The 14,488-nt window shown below is 68.2% G+C and carries 18 protein-coding genes; 1 reads left to right on the top strand and 17 read right to left on the bottom strand.

Features of this window, described 5'->3' with window-relative positions; all coding sequences use genetic code 11:
* Nucleotides 1-21: 21 nt before the first annotated feature.
* The 17 genes from MICNX66_RS02300 to MICNX66_RS02220 all read right to left on the bottom strand — a co-directional run bounded on the left by MICNX66_RS02300 (nucleotide 22) and on the right by MICNX66_RS02220 (nucleotide 12,998).
* Nucleotides 22-1,386, bottom strand: a complete 1,365-nt coding sequence (locus MICNX66_RS02300; protein WP_187663170.1) for a hypothetical protein — start codon at nucleotides 1,384-1,386, stop codon at nucleotides 22-24.
* A gap of 64 nt (nucleotides 1,387-1,450) precedes the next feature.
* Nucleotides 1,451-1,909: a hypothetical protein gene (locus MICNX66_RS02295; protein ID WP_232089166.1), complete on the bottom strand. Its 459-nt coding sequence runs from the start codon at nucleotides 1,907-1,909 to the stop codon at nucleotides 1,451-1,453.
* Nucleotides 1,906-3,477, bottom strand: coding sequence for a hypothetical protein (locus MICNX66_RS02290; protein WP_187663169.1), 1,572 nt, complete (start codon nucleotides 3,475-3,477; stop codon nucleotides 1,906-1,908). The genes MICNX66_RS02295 and MICNX66_RS02290 overlap by 4 nt, the downstream gene beginning before the upstream one ends.
* Entirely contained in the window at nucleotides 3,474-3,806 is a 333-nt protein-coding gene (locus MICNX66_RS02285) for a hypothetical protein (RefSeq protein WP_187663168.1), read from the bottom strand. The genes MICNX66_RS02290 and MICNX66_RS02285 overlap by 4 nt, the downstream gene beginning before the upstream one ends.
* A gap of 29 nt (nucleotides 3,807-3,835) precedes the next feature.
* A complete protein-coding gene (locus tag MICNX66_RS02280) occupies nucleotides 3,836-4,126 on the bottom strand; it encodes a WXG100 family type VII secretion target (RefSeq protein ID WP_187663167.1) in 291 nt (96 codons plus the stop codon).
* Nucleotides 4,126-4,491, bottom strand: a complete 366-nt coding sequence (locus MICNX66_RS02275) for a YbaB/EbfC family nucleoid-associated protein (RefSeq protein ID WP_187663166.1) — start codon at nucleotides 4,489-4,491, stop codon at nucleotides 4,126-4,128. The genes MICNX66_RS02280 and MICNX66_RS02275 overlap by 1 nt, the downstream gene beginning before the upstream one ends.
* 87 nt (nucleotides 4,492-4,578) lie before the next feature.
* Nucleotides 4,579-5,880, bottom strand: coding sequence for a S8 family peptidase (locus MICNX66_RS02270; RefSeq protein ID WP_232089165.1), 1,302 nt, complete (start codon nucleotides 5,878-5,880; stop codon nucleotides 4,579-4,581).
* A gap of 188 nt (nucleotides 5,881-6,068) precedes the next feature.
* A complete protein-coding gene (locus MICNX66_RS02265) occupies nucleotides 6,069-7,460 on the bottom strand; it encodes a hypothetical protein (protein ID WP_187663164.1) in 1,392 nt (463 codons plus the stop codon).
* Nucleotides 7,457-8,818 (bottom strand): S8 family peptidase, encoded by a 1,362-nt coding sequence (locus tag MICNX66_RS02260; RefSeq protein ID WP_187663163.1) that lies wholly within the window; start codon nucleotides 8,816-8,818, stop codon nucleotides 7,457-7,459. The genes MICNX66_RS02265 and MICNX66_RS02260 overlap by 4 nt, the downstream gene beginning before the upstream one ends.
* Entirely contained in the window at nucleotides 8,818-9,213 is a 396-nt protein-coding gene (locus MICNX66_RS02255) for a hypothetical protein (protein WP_187663162.1), read from the bottom strand. The genes MICNX66_RS02260 and MICNX66_RS02255 overlap by 1 nt, the downstream gene beginning before the upstream one ends.
* Nucleotides 9,214-9,337: 124 nt before the next feature.
* Entirely contained in the window at nucleotides 9,338-9,619 is a 282-nt protein-coding gene (locus MICNX66_RS02250; RefSeq protein ID WP_136052373.1) for a WXG100 family type VII secretion target, read from the bottom strand.
* 41 nt (nucleotides 9,620-9,660) lie between these two features.
* On the bottom strand, nucleotides 9,661-9,975 hold the full coding sequence (locus tag MICNX66_RS02245) for a WXG100 family type VII secretion target (protein ID WP_187663161.1): 315 nt from the start codon (nucleotides 9,973-9,975) through the stop codon (nucleotides 9,661-9,663).
* Nucleotides 9,976-10,167: 192 nt separating this feature from the next.
* Nucleotides 10,168-10,899 (bottom strand): hypothetical protein, encoded by a 732-nt coding sequence (locus tag MICNX66_RS02240; RefSeq protein WP_187663160.1) that lies wholly within the window; start codon nucleotides 10,897-10,899, stop codon nucleotides 10,168-10,170.
* Between the two features lie 7 nt (nucleotides 10,900-10,906).
* Entirely contained in the window at nucleotides 10,907-11,677 is a 771-nt protein-coding gene (locus tag MICNX66_RS02235; protein ID WP_187663159.1) for a hypothetical protein, read from the bottom strand.
* A 24-nt stretch (nucleotides 11,678-11,701) separates the two neighbouring features.
* Nucleotides 11,702-12,013 (bottom strand): hypothetical protein, encoded by a 312-nt coding sequence (locus MICNX66_RS02230; RefSeq protein WP_187663158.1) that lies wholly within the window; start codon nucleotides 12,011-12,013, stop codon nucleotides 11,702-11,704.
* A 35-nt stretch (nucleotides 12,014-12,048) separates the two neighbouring features.
* Nucleotides 12,049-12,705 carry a hypothetical protein gene (locus MICNX66_RS02225; RefSeq protein ID WP_187663157.1) on the bottom strand — a complete coding sequence of 219 codons (657 nt, stop codon included), beginning with the start codon at nucleotides 12,703-12,705 and terminating at the stop codon, nucleotides 12,049-12,051.
* A complete protein-coding gene (locus MICNX66_RS02220) occupies nucleotides 12,702-12,998 on the bottom strand; it encodes a WXG100 family type VII secretion target (protein ID WP_187663156.1) in 297 nt (98 codons plus the stop codon). The genes MICNX66_RS02225 and MICNX66_RS02220 overlap by 4 nt, the downstream gene beginning before the upstream one ends.
* A 155-nt stretch (nucleotides 12,999-13,153) precedes the next feature.
* On the opposite strand from MICNX66_RS02220, the gene eccD reads away from it, so the two are divergent.
* Nucleotides 13,154-14,488 (top strand): type VII secretion integral membrane protein EccD, encoded by a 1,335-nt coding sequence (eccD, locus tag MICNX66_RS02215; RefSeq protein WP_187663155.1) that lies wholly within the window; start codon nucleotides 13,154-13,156, stop codon nucleotides 14,486-14,488.

The raw sequence follows: 14,488 nt of genomic DNA, 5'->3' as shown, positions 1-14,488 counted from the left end.
ACTGTGATGGGCCGTTCCCGCTCATCCGGCCATCATTCCACGAACCAGGGAGAGCGCATTCGCGTAGAGCAGGGCCGACGGTAGGGCGAGCGCGACGGCGAGCCACTCGAACGCGTCTCCGACCCGCGACCACACCAGCGACTTCGCGCCCTTGGACACCGGGATGACGACGGCCACCGCCGCCAACCCGACGAGGAACAGCAGGGCCGCTCCGAGCAGGTGGAAGCCGCTCCCGAGGGCCGCCGCGACCTGGATGCCGGCGACGAGGCAGACCACGGCGGCCGCGGCACGGGGGAACCACCGGAGGAGGCGCGAGGTGGTGTGCCGCGGCGTGAGCAGCAGGGCGAGCGCGAGGCAGCAGAGGAGAGCGATCCCGCCGGATACCACGAACGCGTCATCGGGCCAGGGCCGCAGGAACGCGACCGGAGCCATCGCCGCGGCCACGATGCTCAGCACGGCGGTGCCCGCGATGAGGCGCGCGGAGGAATCGTCGACCACGGCGGTGATGCGCTCCGGACGCAGCAGCCCGACCGACTCGGGGATGGCTCCGCGCACGGTCCACCGGCTGGTCATGAAGTGCTTGTAGTCGATGAAGTAGCCTTCGGGCAGGTTGACGAGGCTGCTCGGGAGGGCACGCAGGCCCAGCGGAACGAGGCCGAGCGAGACGGCGGCGGCCTCCGCCTCCCCCCACCGCAGGAGCAGTGCCAGGCCCCAGACGGCGGCGAGGCCCACGAGCAGCACCGTCGCCGTCCCGGCCGCGGCGCGCATCGGGCGAGCCCTAGCCGTGACGGCGATGATCGCGGTGGTGACACCCGCCGCGAGGAACCCGGTGGCGGTCGACAGGTGCGACGCGTCCTCCAGCCCGGCCGGGATGAGGAGAACGCCGGCCGCGAACGACAGCAGCACCGGCGCGAGCACCCCGAGGATGCCGCGCACTCCCGCCGCGGAGTCTCGTCGCGCCCACGCGACAGCGCCACCGATCGCACCGGCCGCGACGAGGAGGGCGACGAGAAGCCGGATCAGCGGATCGACGGCGCCCTGGGCGAAGACCGCGACGAGCAGCATCCCGCTCACGGCCAGCAGCCACCACCGTGCGCCGTGGTCGGCGCGCGTCTGGCCCGTCGCCTTCTCCGCCGGGCGCGCCTGCGGAGCCAGAGCCGTGCGGTCGATCAACGCATAGAGGCCACCGTCGACGAGGTCTTCGCACTCGGTGTCGCCGGGGATCTCGTATCCCCCGGGGCCGATCGTGACGAACCGGTCCGCGTCGGGGATCCCGCTCAGGGTGAGGGCGTCCTCCAGCGTCTCGTCGAGCGGCAGGGAGAGGTCGATGCGACGATCTTCGCTCTGGAGGACGATCCGACGCCGCTCTACGATCTCGACTGACACACCTGCACCCTATCCACTGCGCGAGGCTCTCGCCGCGCGGCGCCGCCGCAGGCACTTCGGGGGATCACGATGCCCCCGCTCCGACGGCGTCGATGATCTCGCGTGCGCCGTCGGTCGTGAGCGTGACGTGCCCATACACAGACGTGTCGACGACTCCCGGGACCAGCCGCTCCATCATCGATTCGAGGTCGATGGCCGCACCGTCGACGTCACGGACCGCAAGCTCGATGTCATCGGTCGGCAGATCGTTCTCATCGATGATGATCTGAAGAACCGACGCGAGGTCCGACTCGGTGAACTCCGCATCATCGAGATAGACGCCGACCGACAGCTCGAAGGAGAGGCCGCTCGTCGCCTTCTCTGCAAACGCCTCGGTGACTCCGACATCGGAGGCCAACAGCGCCGCGGGGATCTCCTCGACCTCGTCGTCCGCCAGATCGCCAGCTACGAGCGAGCAACCGGTAAGGGAAGAGACCGCCCCTGCGAGAAGCGCGGCGGCAGCAAGAGCGCGATGACGCCTCAATGCTCCACCCCCGAATACACCTGGTGGTCGATGACCTGCCCCCCGAGTCCGGCGAGATCCCAGGGGTCTTCGCCATCGTTCTCAGACCGATAGTGTCGTTCCCACGCGGCGACGGATTCCGCGTACGCATCATTGTCGTGCGCATCGAAGAGGTGCTTTCCTGGCGGGTCGGGGAGCGTGATCTGATGCATGTTAGGCGGCAGAACCGTGATCGGCGTGTGCGGGACGTCGATGGGGGCCAGCCCGGGTAGTCCGGGCACCGCCACCGCGCTTCCATCGGTCATCGGCACGACGTCCGATGCGTGTTGGAACGCATAGACGGGGACGTGCGGCGGCACCGCGAAGTTGTCGACGGGTGAACCGTTCGTCACCACCGCGAGCGGCTTGTAAGGGAAGGTCGGGTCGGCAGCGAGGTTGGCCGCCATGATGCCTCCCTGGCTGAAACCGGTCAGGACGACATCAGCGCCGGCGGGAATCCCCGCTTCCTTCATCGCCTGCAGGACCGCGCGCTCATACTGTCCACGGAAGACCGGGTTGTCCATCATGAGAGCCAGGTTGCTGTCGCGGTCGTTCATCGCACCGTGCGGCCCGTCGAACTCCCACGGCTGCGTCGAGGGCAGCGACACCACCCAGTGGGTCGAACCGTCCGCCGCCCGCACCTGCTTGATGTCGATGACCGTCGCGTCCTGACCGCCCATGGCGTCCGTCGTCGTGTTCACCGCGACGAGATCCGAGAGGGAGCGCAGGTTGGTGACTTCGTGCGCCTCGATCCACGCGAGGAGCGCCCTCCCGCTCAGGTCATCCGGGTCGATCTCCCGCACATTCACGTCCGTGTCGAGGAAGTCGTCCAGCACATTGCCGCCGAGGACTCCGAGCGGGCCGCCGAACAGCCCCCCGAGCACGGGCATCATGTCGGCGATCACTCCGCGGAGCCGCTGCAGCGCGTCGCCGACCAGCGGGACGAGCTTGTACAGCAGCTCCGCGAGTGAGACGACGGCGCTGATGAGGTTCTTCACGAGCGCGCCGCCGACCGTGACGAACTCCGCGGCGGAGTTCGCGAACCGCTCGAGCTCCTTGAGCTTCGACAGCGGGTTCACCGACCATCCGAAGAGGTCCTCGGCGAATCGGCTGAGACGGCCGAGGAAGTCGCAGATCAGCACGCGGGTGGACTCGATGATGTGCGAGACCGCACGCACGGCGCTCGCAGTCGCGCCCGTCCACTGCACGCCGTCCTCGCTCACGGAGAGCACATCGGAGAAGCGCTCGCGCAACGCCCTGACCGTGCGGCCGTCCAGGTCGACCAGCCGACGATCAGCGTCGCTGAGCATCGCGTGCGTCCTGCCGAGCGCGCGCTCCGCGTCCTCCCAGCGCGCCGCGAAGGCGCCGACGGTGCCCGGGTCGCCGAGCAGATCGTCGAACCACTCGCGGAGGGGCTGGATGTACTGGATCAGCAGACCGGCGATGCCGGGGATGCTCGCACAATCGGCCTGCGCCGACGTGTAGCCCGCAGCGCCCGCTGCCCAGGACCCGGATCGCACCTGGCCGCTGATCGCGGCGACCGCGGTCACAGGGCCTGTCCTTCGATCGCGCGGAACGTCGTCACGGCGGTCTCCTCCACCTCGCGGAACTGTCCGACAGTGGCTGCGAGAGCCGCAGACGTCAGTGCCGAGAGCGCGCTCGCCGTCGCGAGCGTCGACCGGGATGCCTCTGCGAGTGCCGACACCGCCGGGCCGAGCAGGGGGGTGCACAGGGCACCGAACGCCTCTCCGCCCACGCCGCCGGCCGCGTTCGCCGCGGCGCCGCGCAGGATGTCCGCGGCATCCGAGAGCGCCCGCACATGAGCCTGCAGCAGATCCGCGTCGACGACGATCTGCTGGTTCGCCGCTCCCGTGGTCATTTCCATCCTCCCGACATCGTCATGTTCAGTTACCCCCCGAGTGCGCGCTGGCCGGCCAGGTCCGTCTCGGAGTACGACGTCGCGAGATCGTCCAGGGTGGTCGCGATGGCCTCGACGAGGGCGCTGCGCTCCCGCATCGACAGGTCGAAGCGCCCGTGCGCGGAGTCGAACGCGGACTGGGCCTCCCCCGACCACGAATCCCGCAGCACGCCGGCGATCCCGACGAGCTGCTCCAGGGCCGCGTCGATGTTCGCGGACGCATCGCCGATGGAGCGCGCAGCCGCGGCCAGGCGGGACGGGTTGACCTCGATCGTCGCCATCAGCGGTACCCGAGGGTGTCGTCGCCCGGGGCCGGAAACGCGACCTGGACGTCCCGCCGGACAGCGTCGACCAGCCCGGAATCCGCACCGAGCGTCTGCGCCAGGGACTCGACCACGGCGTCGGCCGCCGCGCGCTGAGCCGCAGCGATCGTGTCGGTGATCGTCGCGCCGAGCGCGATCGCATCGTCGACGGCGCTCGACAGCCGTACCTCGGCGATCGCCCCGGTCGGCTGCGCCACCACCGTGACCCGACCGTCCGACGACGTGACCGTCGCCGTGGTCTGCGTCGCCTCGGCAGACACCCGCGCCGCTTCTTCCGCGAGCACACGCGAACGCGCGATCTGCGCATCGATCTTCGCGTTCAACGCCTCCATAGACGCGAGAACGTCATTTCCCTCCGGCATCTTCTTCCCCCTCCGTTCGGTCACAACGAGTCGAGTGACCGATTGCGCTCACTGCTCATGCTTTCCCCCTTGCGCGGCGGTCTGTCGTCGTGAGTTTCGCGCCACGACGATTGCGAGGATGATCCCGCCCACAACCAGAACAGTGACGACGATCCCGCCGCCGATCACCCACGGCATCGCCGACACATCCGATGGTTGCTCGGCCCCGCCGGGCGCGGAAGAGGGTCGTGGACTCGCTGTCGCATTTTCCCGATCCTGTGCCGCCTTGACCTCGTTCACCATCGCAAGTGACGGGGAGGCGTTCGGATCATCGGCATCGAAGATCGGATTCTCATCCGGGTACTTCGTTGGATCCACCGCCAGCATCCCGGCAAGAGACGCCGCGCCGTATCCCGTGCCGGAGTTCCATTTCGGCTCGTGCTCGCCCTTCGTGCCCGTGTTGTGGATGAGACTCTGAATCAGCTGCCCCGCTGTAGCCCCCGGATACTTCTGCTTCACGACCGCCAGCATCCCCGCCACGATCGGCGTCGCGTACGACGTCCCCGATCCGAGCGACTGCGCCTCCCACGAGTCCGACGCGCCCTGCAGCAACAGACCGATTCCCGGGGCGGCGGCGATGACGTCGTCACTCACGTTCGGCTTCCCGTACTGCCCGTTCTGGATCTTGCCGTCCTCACCGAACGCCTGCACGGCCACGACACCGTTCAGACTGGCCGGCGGGGAGGCGATCCCATCCTCGTTCGGCATACTGGCGACCACCACCACGTCGTTGGCGTAAGCCTCCGCGATGCCCTTCGATGCGTCCATGCCACCGGAGGAGATGGAGATGATGTCCGCCCCGTCAGCCACTGCGTCCGAGACGGCATGGTCCAGCCCTGTCCGGTTGTCCGCCGCCAACTTGCTGCCACCCTCCTGCAGACACTCAGCATCCTCGCCCTCGTCGTCGAGGACACCGTCGACCACCGGCGCAGTGTAGAACAGCATCTCCACCCCGGGCGCGACGCCCTTCACCGGGGCGCCGCCAGTGGGTGCCTCCCCCGTTCCCACGATCATCGATGCGACGTTCGTCGCATGATGGGAGGCCACATAATCTGTCGCGACCGACGGATACGGCGTCCCAGACGCATCCAGACAGTACGACGGCTCCCGGACCGTCACGTCCGCCCCGCGGAGACCGACCGCATCCGGATTGATCTGACTGTCGATCACGGCCACCTTGACACCGGAACCATCGAAGCCCGCATCGTGGGCTTCCTGAATCCGGCCACGATCGAACCACCACAAGCCCGACTCCGCCGTCTTTGCCACCGCCGTCGACGGCACCAGGGCCGCCATCGCAAAGCCGGCCACGCCGACGACCGCGGCTAGACCGCGAGACACTCGCCGCATCGATCCTGTGGCGGACGGCGAGGTCTGTGTCGAATGACGACGGCTACCTCGACCCCCCATTGGTCCCCCTTCTTTGCGGCACCCCGAACTCCCCGGACTCATCCGACGCGGTCGCCGCGCCCGGCCTCTTCGGACCAGAGCGGCGTCATTCAGTTGGCAGGCTCGTCGCGGGATCCGGCGCGAGCACCCTTGGCGCGGGGGCCGGCTTCCTCTTCGTCCTCCAGCTTCGGCGCGATAGGACCACCGAGGCCCGAACGCTTCGCCTTCTCCTCCTCGTCGGCGCCACCGGCGCCGCCCATCATGCCCATGCCCGGACGGCCACCGGCTCCTGCCGCGCCGGAGGACCCGGTGCCCGAGGCACCCGCCCCGCCGACGCCGCCGGCACCGGCCATACCGCCGGGGCCTCCTGCTCCACCGACGCCGCCGAGACCACCGACGGCGGAGTTACCGAGCAGACCGCCACCGGCCTTGAGCCCAGCGCCTGCGCCCGGCCCCAAGCCGGCACCGCCGAGTCCGCCCATGCTGCCGAAGCCGGCGATCTTCGAGCTCGCCGCGATCGCCGCCGCACCGGCGCCACCGCCCACGATGCCGCCGAGTCCCCCGCCACCGCCGGGGAAGACCCCGCCCGGAAGGGCACCGCCGGGAAGCGAGCCGGAACCGGAGCCGCCGGGACCACCGGAACCGCCGGGAAGACCGCCACCGGGCCCGCCCGGAAGCAGGCCGCCGCCGGGAGAGTCGATCGAGGGATCATCGCCGCCCGCACCGGGAGGGGTCGGCTCCCAGCCGCCGGGAGGGGTGGGCTCCCAGCCGCCGCCGGGAGGTGTCGGCTCCCAGCCCCCAGGGTTCACCCCGCCGATCTGTCCACCGCCAGGGGAGGCAGGCGGACTCACGCTTCCCGGATGGCCTCCGCCACCCGGGCTGGAGCCGCCGGGGGAGCTTCCGCCTCCGGGATAGGAGATGTGCGGAGCGGTGACATCCGTGCCCGGGTCCACCGGCTTCTGCGGCGGTGCGGGAACCGCGACCCGCGGGTCGAACTCCGACAGTGTCGCGGACGCGGCCGTGAGCGACTTCGCGGACGGCGCGAGGGCCGACTCGATCTGCTGCACGATGCGCTTCGCCTCTTCCTCACGCTTGTTGCCGAGGAAGCCGCCGATCACATCGAGCGCCTTGTCCGCGGCGAGCGGGCCGAGAACGGGGTGCACGACGACGGAACCGACCTTGGCGGCGTTCGCCCAGAACGGGTCGATCCTGGTCGACGGAAGCTCCGTCGATGCGGCGTTGCGACGGTAGGTGTTCGCGTTCTCGATCGTCGTGGTGAGCTGTCCGACGTAAGTTTCGAGGATGCGGAAGTTCTCCTGCAGCTTCCCCAGCGACTCTCGTGCGGCTTCGAAAGAGCTGCCCTTCCACGCCGACGAATCCAGCACGGTGCCCAGTGCACCGACGAGGGAGTTGAGCGCCGTCTGCAGGGAAGCGGCTTTCGGGATGCGCCAGTCCTCGAGTCCGCGAATGCGATTGAGCTCGGTTTCGTACGGTCCAGTCATCGGTCTCCCCCTTGTTGCGTCTTCTGTCGTCGTGATGAGCTCGTCAGCACCACGGCGAGTACCACTCCGCCGATGACGAGGATGGCGAGCACGGCCCCACCGCCGATCAGCAGCGGTACGAGATCCGTCCCCGCGGTACCCGCATCATCGCCCGCCTCACTCGTCGGCTGCGGAGAAGCGCTCGCGGCGAGCAGTGCGGCTTCCTCGTCCACGTTGGCCTGCTGGGGAACAGCGTTCTCATCGTCGGCGTCCCAGAGCGGGTTCACATCCGGGTACTTCGTCGGATCGACAGCCAGCATGCCGGAGAGCGATATCGCCCCGTACCCGCCGCTGTTGTTCCACTTCGGTTCGTGCTCGCCCTTCGTCCCGGTGTTGTGGATCATGCTCTGGATGAGCTGATTGGACGTCGCCTCCGGGTACTTCTGCTTCACGACCGCCAGGAAGCCGGCCGCGATCGGCGTCGCCAACGAGGTCCCCGAACGCAGTTGCTGCGCGTCCCACGAGTCCGCGGTGCCCTGCGCGATGATCTCCAGCCCCGGAGACGCCACCTTCACGTCCTCACTCAGATTCGGCGAGGGCTCGGCGAGCACCGGATCGTACGTCGAGTACTGGATCTTGCCATCGGGGCCGAACGCCTGCACGGCGACGACACCGTTGTAGCTCGAAGGCCAGTCACCGACCCCGCCCACATTCGGCAGCGAACCCAACACCACGACTCCGGCCGCATGAGCCTTCGCCACCGAATCCGCGGCGTCGACCAGCCCGCCCAGCGAAACCGAGATGATATCCGCACCGTCGTCCACCGCCGCCGAGATCGCCTTTGCCAGGCCGGAGGGGCGGCGCATTCCCTCATCGCTCAGATCGTCATTGATCAGCTCGCCGTTCTCCTGCAGGCAGGTGGACTCGACGTCGTTCCCCTCCGGCGCGCTGGTGGTGATCATCGAGTTGTAATAGAGCACCGTCGCGCCCGGCGCCACACCCTTGATGGGGGTGCCGCCGACCGCCTCTCCCGTGCCCAGGATCATCGAGGCGACGTTCGTGCCGTGATTCGCCGCGACATAGTCCGAGGAGATCGCGTCATACCGCTTTCCCGACTCGTCGAAACAGAACGACTCCTCCCGCACCTGGAGGTCAGCGCCCCGCAGACCGGGAGCATCCGGATTCACCTGGGTGTCGATCACGGCGATCGTCACTCCGGAACCGTCGAGGCCGGCGTCCTGTGCGGCCTGCACCTTGCCCCGGTTGAAATACCACAGCCCGCCCTCGGACGCATCCGATGCTGTCGCCGGCACGGCGACCGCGACGCTCATCGCGACCACGCCGATCGCGGCAGCGACCAGGTGTCGTCCGCGTTTCATCAGTAGTCCATCTCCTCGGGCTCATCCGTCGAGGTCTCCGAGGTCTGCGCCCCTGCGGGCGTCGGCTGGGGCGTCGTCGGAGCCTGCTCCACGGCGGAATCCAACAAGGAGAGGATGAGCTTCGCTTCGTCGGCGATCGCTGCATCCTGTTCCGCGATGGCCATGACCGCGAGACGCATGGCTTCGTTGGCGTCGTTCAGCGCGACGATCGAGTTCTGTGTCGCTTTGCCCATGCCGTCGGCGACACGCTTGACGGCGTAGCGGAAATCCGCGGTCGCTTCCGACACGCCACCTTCCGAGACGGCGACCTCGGATGCAGCAGGAAGCTGCTGCATGTCCCGCTGAATGCGCTTGATCTCAGCGAGTATCTGATCAAGGTCGATTCCGATGGTCATCGACGCCCCCTCTTCTTTCCTCCGGCGATCCCGTCACGCCTGCTGTACCGTCCGGTGGCTCACCGAAAAGCACAGCAGACGGCGCGGGCCCGACGCATCTCTGCGCCAGACCCGCGCCCCGGGTTCACGCGCCGAAGCGCCCCGCAGCCGACTTGTCGGTCTGCACGTACTGACCCGAGATCTCCTCGGTCTTCCCGGCGATCTGCGTGAGCAGCTGCTGCATCTCGCTCAGCGAGCGGTTCCACTTGGCCTGCGCCTGGTCGTAGGCCTGCTGCGCGGCACCATCCCACGCCGCACGCAGCTTGCCGACCTCGGACTCGAGGCGGTCCAGCTCGGAACGAATACCCTGCGACCCGCTGCGGATCTGCGCCGCGAGAGCGTTGACCTGCTCCGGGCGAACGGACATCGACTGCATCATGTTCTCCTTGAAATCTCTGCGGTCTGCGCTCAGGCGCCCATCATCGAGCCGAGGCCCGAGATGGTCTGCTGGTGAGCTTCTTCGGTCGCGGCCTGGTCGCGCTCGGTGCCGGCGAGGGCATCCTCGAGCGTCACGAGGACCTCGTTGAGCTGACGAGCCTGCTCGTCCCACCGCGACATCAGCGTGGTGAACGATGCGGCAGCCGCACCCGTCCAGAACCCGCGCAGCTGCTCGATCTCACCGCGGACCTTCTTGGTCTGCTGATCGATCCCGGACTTCGTCTCCCGCACGGCCTGGGCTCCGCGACGCAGAGCCCCCTCTTCTGCGGAGATGACATCAGCCATTACTCACTCCCTCCGGTCCCCATGAGGACACACGCGGGGGAGCGCCTTCCCGATACGGGACGACTTCGGAACAACCCCCGACCAATCTGTTTCCGCACATAGGCTAAGGCAGGTCGGTGCCCATTTCCAACGGCCTGGACAGATCCGTATGGAAATTTCTATGTTCGATCGATGAATGAGTGCCCTCACCACTCAGAACCCGTGCTGACGGACGAAGTCCGCGAATCCTTCGCCGGCTGAATCGCCACCGACGAAGGTGGGGACCTCGAGCAGGAACGTGTCGGTGAATCCGTCGCCACCCGGAACCACGACGTCGATCGGGTAGCTGCCACCGAACGCCAGCACGCGCGGTGCCCCTCCCGTGGCGGACGCATTCTGCACTGCCGCGACGATCGCCGCGGTCACGTCCACGCCGTTGATGCGGTACTCCGTGCCGTCGGGCAGCCGTTCCGCACCCGACATGTCCACCCCGACCGTCTCGGACGACAGATGGACGAGGCGATGCTCCGGGACCGTGCCCTCCTTCGGGATGCGGACGAGGTGCATGGTCTCGTCCCTGGTGTCGTCTCCGACCTGGTACCGCACCTGTACCTGCGCGCCGTCCGCGACCGTCTCCGCCCGGGTGACCTCGACGAGTTCAGGCCTCGAATCGACAGACGAGTACACCTCGTCGGCGAGCAGCAGCGCCTCGTCGGCGTCGATGTCGACGTCGAGGTCGGTCATCAACGCCGCCGATCGCGCATCTCCGTCCTCGAGGAGTTCGAAGAAGTTCTCGACCGTGGCTTCTGCCTGCAGGTCGTCGATGCTTGTCGCGATCGGCTGCACCGGCGACGCCGGAGCACACGCGCTCATGGAGGCGGCCAGGCAGAGGGCCCCCGTCCACGCGAGCAGTTTCCGCGCACGGCGGATGCGGGTTTCGTGCATGATCACCTCAGTAGATGACGGCAGCCGGCCAGGTGCCGTTCGGGAAGCCGTAGAGATTGGCCATCCCCTGCTTGAGCGAGTCGGCGGTGCTCTTCGATGCGGTGAAGTTCCGGGCCAGCTGCGCCGTCATGTCCACCGCGAGTTGCGCAAGGTTCGTGCAGACATTCACGATCTTCGGCACGATGTCGAGCCACTTCAGCGGGTCTGCCGAGATGAACTCGGACGCCGCGTCGACCTGGTCGAGCATGTAGGTGATCATCCGCTCACCGAAGTCGATCCACGCGTTGAGGATCTTCTCCGCGTACTCGTTGAGAAAGTCCATCATCGAGTCCGTGTACCCCGCCAGGGTGTCCATCGCGGCCTTCTGCCGTTCCGCGAGGTCACCGTAGCCATCGCCGGGGTCGCCCTTCCACGTGCTGTCCGCGCGCAGGTAGGAACCTTCGATCGTCGTCTTGGAGCCGGTGATCTTCTGTTTGACCGTGATCCATTTGTCGTGCTTCGCGTACATCGCGAACGGATTGCCGGGACTCAGATAGTCGGCGATCGTGGCGACGAACTCGTTGTACTTCTCGATGGCGTCGTTGAGACGTTCCCTGACCTCGTTCATGGTGTTCTTGAACCAGTCGAGGAACTTATCCCAGAGGCTGATGTCGCCCTTCTTGGCGTCGTACGCCTCGTTGCATTCCGTGAGCTTCTGGCCGGTCTCGGCGATGCCGTCGGTGACGTTGCGCACCAGGTCGTCGAACGAACCCTGGTCGGTGGGTGTGATGAACTCCATGTTGTTCCTCTCCGAGGCTCCGGCTCAGCCCTGATCCAGCAACCACTGCGAGTAGCCGTCGGCCGCCTCGTAGTTCCGCTTCGTCTGGACAAGCTTGTCCGACACGGCCTGGAGCGCGATCTTGGCATCGTCGACGAGCGTCGAGATCGTGTCCTGCGCCGTGTTGTAGTTCTCTTCGGCACCGACCATGTGTCCGATTCCGTCCATCTCGAATCGGGCCAGTGCGCACTCCTCGACGATCCCGGCCACTTCGCCGTACGTCGTGGACAGGTCGCTCCACACCTTCGAGTCCGCCTCGAGATCTTCGAGCGCCGCCTCATAGTCTTCGTAACTCATGGTCCTCCGTCGTCGCTATGCGGGTGCAGGGGTGGTCAGTGCGAGGGGTGGGTGCGGGCGCGGACGGATGACACGACCGCCTCGAGCTCCGGCAGGTCACCGAGCACGCGGTCACGCTGATCACGCAGCCAATGGTCCGCTTCCTGGAACAGTCCGACGATCTCGGACGCGAGAGTCTGTTCGGGCGTGAACTGGACGTTGTAGGGGTCGACGTCCAGGGCGCGAGGAGTCCCGCCGACCAGCTCGAGCGTCACGTTTCCCGACGGGCTGCGCAGCTGAATCGACTCGCGCGTCGCTGCTTCGACGGATCGCCGATAGTCATCGAGTTCCGAGAACGCGGCGAGAAGGTTGCCGAGCCGAGCGCTGAGGGCGGCGCGGCCCTGCGTTCTCGGCGTCTCCACGGTGGGGGCGGTCTCGCCCGCTGAGGCGCGGTTCCCCAGCTCCTCTTCCAGTTCCACCTTCGTCTGATTCCTGGACGCCTCGCTCGCACGGAACAGCCGCAGGATCAGCGGACCGACATCCTCCGCGCGCACCGATCGCCACCACTGCGGCGACAGGCGCAGCAGGTCGAACGCACCGTCGGCCCCGACCGACACCTGTACGAGCCCATCATCGTCGGACACTGTCCAGATCTCGGGGTCCGCCGCGCGCAGGGCTCCCAGACGCTCATGCGTCGAATCGTGATTCGTCATGCCTCACTCCACAAGCTCTTGGTGGACCGCTGTGCGTTCGCGAAGACGTCGTTCGAGTCCCCGGTCCGTCGCTGCACGCGGTCGAGCTCGTCCTGCATCTCCTGCATCAGTACATTCCAGCGCCCCTGGGCGTGCGCATATGCGCGATGGGCCTCGCCGCTCCACTCACCTGCGAGCCGGTCCAGGCTCGCCTGCAGGTCGCCGAGCAGTCGCGCGATCTCGTCGCGCGCCCCACGGAGCTCACCGACCAGCGCCTCGATCTGCGAGCCGCCGATCTTCATCTCTTCCGACATCTCCCCCGCCTTCCTCCGGTCGCGCGACGCCGCCATCGCTCGTCCACGCGTTCGCAACAGATAGTATCTGGCCTGTCAACTAGAGTGAGTCCGGGCCGGACCCCCGCAACGCCTGCGGCGGGAGAGCATCGCACACGTGGGGGGACACCACCGATATGAGCCAGAGCGGCACCGTGGCAGGAACCGTGCTGCGGATCTCCGTGGTCAGCGACGACCGCAGGCTCGACGTGGGGGTGCCATCGCAGGTCCCCCTGGTCGAGATCATCCCCGGCTTCGCTCGGAGTCTGGGCGTGCTGGATCCGACCCTCACGCACGGCGGATACGCGCTGCAGCGGGCGGACGGCACGCCCCTCGACCCCGCTCGCGGCGCCGCGGCCCAGGGCGTGCACGACGGCGAGCTGCTGACCCTGGTGCGCGGCGGGCTCATGCGCGAGCCGCGCATCTACGACGACGTCGTGGAAGCCGTGATCGACGCGACGGCGGAGCAGCACAACTCCTGGACGCCCGCGGACAGCTCCCGCACCGCCCTCTTCGTCAGCCTCACCTTCCTCGCCCTCTGCGCCGTGCTCCTCGTCGCGACGCCGCCGACGTCTCTGCTCCCGGCGATCATCGCGGGATCGGGCGCGGTCGTGCTCAGCGTCGCGGCCGCGGTGCTGATGCGGCTGCGGCAGCCCGAGGCCGGTCATGCGCTCGGCCTCACCGCCGCGGCGTACGGCGGGCTCGCGGGCTACCTCGCGGTCCCCGCGCAGAGCATCTGGGGCTGGCCGCTCGCCGCTCTCGGGCTCGGACTCGTCGTCGTCGGAGGCCTCAGCCTGGCCGTCACCCAGGACAAGCCCGAGATCCACCTCGTGCCCATCGCCCTCGGCGCCTCGGTCGGGATCACGGCCACGGCGGCCGCGGTCTTCGGCGATCCGCTCGCCTCGTACGCCCTGATGCTCGCGACCACGGCGCTGCTCGCGAACGGCATCCCGTGGCTGGCCCTGAGCTCCACCCGCATCCGGGTGATCTCGCCGCAGAGTGATGCCGACATGTTCTCCGCACCGCAGCCCATCGATGCCGAGGAGGTGAAGCGTCGCGCCGCGGCCGGTACCCGCACGCTGATCGCGCTCCGTGCCGCGCTCGGCCTCGCCGCCCTGATCGCGACCCCGCTCGTCGCCGCCAGCGGTGTCACGGGCGCCGTGCTGTGCGTGCTCGCCTTCGTCGGCATGATGTTCCAGTCGCGGCAGATGCACGCCCGTCTCGGGGTGCTCGTGCTGATGGCGATCGGGGCCATCGGCCTCGCCGCGACCGGTGTGACCGTCGCTCTCGCCCTCCCCGACGTGCGCACCTGGATGCTGCTCATCCTCGTGGTCGCGACCGTGGTCCTCATCGGCCTCACGCTGCTCACACCCAAGGCCCGCCTCCGCCTCACGCGGCTCGGCGACACGGTCGAGGTCGTCGCGCTCGCCCTCCTGCTCCCGCTCGGGGTCATCACGGCGGGGCTCGTCTGA

The sequence above is a fragment of the Microbacterium sp. Nx66 genome (assembly GCF_904066215.1).
Lineage (GTDB): Bacteria > Actinomycetota > Actinomycetes > Actinomycetales > Microbacteriaceae > Microbacterium > Microbacterium meiriae.
The sequence above is the reverse complement of the archived record's forward strand: the minus strand, read 5'-3'. Positions and strand labels throughout refer to the sequence as shown.

Coding starts and splice junctions, on each gene's coding strand:
- eccD (WP_187663155.1), top strand. CDS start 13,154: ATGAGCCAGAGCGGCACCGTGGCAGGAACCGTGCTGCGGATCTCCGTG.
- MICNX66_RS02245 (WP_187663161.1), bottom strand. CDS start 9,975: ATGGCTGATGTCATCTCCGCAGAAGAGGGGGCTCTGCGTCGCGGAGCC.
- MICNX66_RS02280 (WP_187663167.1), bottom strand. CDS start 4,126: ATGGCGACGATCGAGGTCAACCCGTCCCGCCTGGCCGCGGCTGCGCGC.
- MICNX66_RS02265 (WP_187663164.1), bottom strand. CDS start 7,460: ATGACTGGACCGTACGAAACCGAGCTCAATCGCATTCGCGGACTCGAG.
- MICNX66_RS02240 (WP_187663160.1), bottom strand. CDS start 10,899: ATGCACGAAACCCGCATCCGCCGTGCGCGGAAACTGCTCGCGTGGACG.
- MICNX66_RS02235 (WP_187663159.1), bottom strand. CDS start 11,677: ATGGAGTTCATCACACCCACCGACCAGGGTTCGTTCGACGACCTGGTG.
- MICNX66_RS02230 (WP_187663158.1), bottom strand. CDS start 12,013: ATGAGTTACGAAGACTATGAGGCGGCGCTCGAAGATCTCGAGGCGGAC.
- MICNX66_RS02285 (WP_187663168.1), bottom strand. CDS start 3,806: ATGACCACGGGAGCGGCGAACCAGCAGATCGTCGTCGACGCGGATCTG.
- MICNX66_RS02250 (WP_136052373.1), bottom strand. CDS start 9,619: ATGTCCGTTCGCCCGGAGCAGGTCAACGCTCTCGCGGCGCAGATCCGC.
- MICNX66_RS02220 (WP_187663156.1), bottom strand. CDS start 12,998: ATGTCGGAAGAGATGAAGATCGGCGGCTCGCAGATCGAGGCGCTGGTC.
- MICNX66_RS02225 (WP_187663157.1), bottom strand. CDS start 12,705: ATGACGAATCACGATTCGACGCATGAGCGTCTGGGAGCCCTGCGCGCG.
- MICNX66_RS02260 (WP_187663163.1), bottom strand. CDS start 8,818: ATGAAACGCGGACGACACCTGGTCGCTGCCGCGATCGGCGTGGTCGCG.
- MICNX66_RS02255 (WP_187663162.1), bottom strand. CDS start 9,213: ATGACCATCGGAATCGACCTTGATCAGATACTCGCTGAGATCAAGCGC.